1 protein-coding gene and 1 pseudogene are annotated in these 3421 nt (G+C 71.4%); both read right to left on the reverse strand.

The features are described from left to right. On the reverse strand, positions 1-1620 hold a 1620-nt coding region (locus VF665_RS07595), incomplete at its 3' end, for an Ig-like domain-containing protein (protein WP_331052807.1). Between the two features lie 220 nt (positions 1621-1840). Beyond that, positions 1841-3421, reverse strand: a pseudogene (locus tag VF665_RS07600) (hypothetical protein); the annotation flags it as partial.

Genomic DNA, 3421 nt, shown 5'->3' on the forward strand with positions numbered 1-3421 from the left:
GTTGCCGTTCACCACGCCCGTGGGGTCCGGCACCAGCATGTAGAACATCTCGCCTTCGTTGCTGAGCGTGCATGACCCCACCGCCGAGCTGAACAGGTCGCGCGCCGAGAAGTACCCGGCCACGAACGAGCTGGAACCCGGCGGTGTAAGCTCATTCACCGCCCGCGTATAGAAGGCGACCACCCGGCCGTTCCTGTCGATGTCGGCGGGCGTGCCGAAGGCGGTGGAGTCGGTGGGGTACACCAGCGTGTCGAACTCCAGCGCGATGCTGTCGTACTGCGCCGCGGTGAAGCCGTTCGCCGGGTTCATGGTGTCAGCCACGATCACCACGTGCTGGCCAACGCTCATCACCTTGCCCGTGCGGTCGTTGCGCGTTCCGCTGCAGCCGCTGGTGGTGTTCAGGCTCATCAGGTCGCCCACCGCGGGCACACCCTGAACCACGTTGCGGCGCAGCGTTCCGGAGCCGCCGGAGCGGTTCACGCGGGCCGCGGGGTTGCGCAGCACGCCCGCCACGTCGCGCAGGTCGCGCTCCATCATGGCGATGTGCAGGTCGTCGTTCGGCCGCGGCGCCTCCAGGTTCAGCCCCGAGCCCTGGCCCGCGGCGATGCTGGGGCTGGGCGGGCCGGTTACGCTGCCCACGCCCGTTGCGGTCAGCGCGAGCGACAGCGCGCTGGAGGTGGACAGGTTCACCGGCATGTAGGTGTATTCCGCGCCCCCCGCCAGGCACAGCGACGAGGCGCCCGGCATGCCGGTGGTGTACACCGCGCCCACCGCCAGGCTGGTGCACACCCGCACCGTCATCTGCCCCGTGCGCGCACCCTGCACCGCGGAAATGATGGCGGAGCCGGGCGCCACGGCCGTGATCAGCCCGCTGCCGTCCACCGTGGCCACGCCCGTGTTGCTGCTGGACCAGGTGACCGCCTGGTCCGCCAGCGGCGTGTTCACCGCGTTGTTGACGACGTGCGTGATGCGCACCGTGTCGGCCGTCCCGAGCGTGTCCCCGCGCTGCGACAGGGTGACGTACCCCTCGGGATACTGCACCGCGGCGCGCACGTACACCTTGAACACGAAATCCGTGGCGCCCCCCGCGACCTGGAACTGCCAGGACTTGGGGCTGGACACCACGTCCTTGGCCAGGATGGCGTCGTACTGGTAGTACGGCTGTTCCGTCCCGGTAAAGTCGCCCGTGCCGGTGGCATTCAGCACCGAAACCGAGCCCGCGCCCGTGGAGGTGGGGCCGGAGTGGAAAAAGACCTGAACGCCGTTGGTGTCGAGCGTGGTGCCGTTGGTGGTGCCCAGCGCCTGCGCCAGCAGGTTCTGCACGGTGGCGTCAAAGCTGAAGATGCCGGTCCCGGCGTCGAACACCAGGTTGCTGGCGGCCAGCCTGACGTACACGTTCTGGTTGCCCACGGTGAGCACCGGGTTCGCCCCGGTGGAGGGCGCGGCGGGCGCGCAGCCGAAGCTGGCGGCGGGCTTCACGGAAACCTTGCAGTCCAGCGCCACGATGTTCTCGGGTACGGACGTGCGGACGTCGGAGGAAAGCGGGCCGCCGTTCTGGTCGCACGCGGCGAGAACGGCCAGCAGCAATCCGGCACCGGCGAGGCGCGGTGATCGAATCATGTCCGGAGAGAAGGGGTCGGCGTTGACGGGCAGTGCCGCGCAGAGGGGTCGGGAGAGGTCCGCGGCGGGGAACCGCCAAATGTAGTTGCGCCAGATGTTTCGGTCAACGGGTGCCCGGGTGCGCGCAGACGCTTGCAGGGCAACGGCTTATCCGGGCCCGGAAAGCAGAACCGCCCGCCCGGCGTGCTGCCGGGCGGGCGGTTCATGCGCGGGGCCGCCTTCAGCGGCGGCGAAGAATGGCGAGGCGCGTGGTGGACGGCGGAGCGCTGGTGCCGGACCGCACCGTGACGCCCGCGTACCCGTTGGGCGCGACGCCCAGGCGCAGGTACCCCGCCGCGCCTCCGCCGACGAGCGTGAAGCTGTCCTTGATCCCGTTGGCGGGATTGCGCGTGGCCAGCGGAAAGGCGCAGTCACACCCCGGGGCCGCGGCAAAGTCCAGCACGCCGAACAGGCCGCGGAAATCCCAACTGGCAAACCGGAAGGCCGCGCCCGCGCCGGCCACCGCGTCGTCGGCGTACACGGCCGCGGCAAAGTCCGGGATCCACCCCCGCGGGTCCGCGCCGATCGCGCGCGCCACGTTCGTCATCCCCGTTGTCGGGGGGTCGCCGGCGTTCACCCGGCCATCCACCAGGGCCGACCAGAACGCGGCCTGCGAGCCGCCCCGCCGGTCCGCCGCGTAGCGAAGGAAGGCCCAGGCCGCGCCGCGCGTGGCCGCACTCCCGGCTGACGAAAAGAATCCTGTCGATTCCGAAGCCAGCAGGGCGCGCCGGTACTGGGCGAACAGCGGGTACGCGTACTTGAGGAACGACGCCTGGTGATTCCCGCCGTCCATCACCTCCGCGGCGGACAGGTTGGCCCCGGGCGCCAGGCCGGCGCGGTCGTAGAACACCAGTTCCTCCGCCGCGAGCGCCAGCCCCTCGTCCAGCCAAGGCTCCTCGAACTCCGCCGCGCCGGTGATGTACAGCCGCCGGGAGGCGTTGGTCAGGTGGGCGTACTCGTGGGCCAGCGTGCTCAGCGTCACGGCTCGCACCGCGGCGGACGTGCGGGCGTTGCCGTTCACCGTTCCGGACGGGTCGCCCGCCATCAGGTAGATCAGCTCGCCCCGGTTGCTGGTGGGGCAGATCGTCGTGGAAAGCAGGTCGCGGCGCAGCGAGAAGCCGGTGGTGTACTCCGCCGCCCCGGGGGGCGCCAGTTCGTTGACGGCCCGCGTAAAGAAGGCGACCACCCGCCCGTTGGCGTCCAGATCCGCCGGGGTCCCCATGTTGGCCGTCACCACGGGGTGCACCACGGCGTCGAAGCTGTCTGCGACGGCCTGGTAGTCGGCCGCGGTCAGCCCGCCGGAGGGGTTGGCGGTGTCGGCCAGGACGATGATCCGGTCGCCGACGGCAGTGACGCGCCCGGTGCGCAGGTCGTTGGTGGAGCAGAGGTTGTCCGTCTCCACGTTCAAGCTCATCAGCGCGCCCACGGCGGGAGTGCCCGGCGTGATAACACGGCTGATCCCCCGCCCCGCCGCGCGCGCCGACTGCATGCGCGGGGAAAGCTCGCGGTGCTCCCGCGTGCGCAGCGCGTCCTCCCACCGCGCGCCGCGCGCAGGCGCGGACGCGAGCCCGCCGAGGGCGAGCGCGGGAGACGGGGAGGGCGCGCCGGACACGGGGATGATCCCGGCCCCCGTGACGCCGAGCGCGACGGGATTCCCGTCCAGGTTCACGGGGATGGCCACGTACTCCGCCCCGGCGCCCGTTCCCGCCAGGCAGACGTTCCCCGCGGAAGCCGGAGCCAGGTACAGGCCGCCGACCGCCAG

This window comes from Longimicrobium sp., from assembly GCF_036387355.1.
In the GTDB taxonomy this organism is placed as follows: Bacteria; Gemmatimonadota; Gemmatimonadetes; order Longimicrobiales; family Longimicrobiaceae; genus Longimicrobium.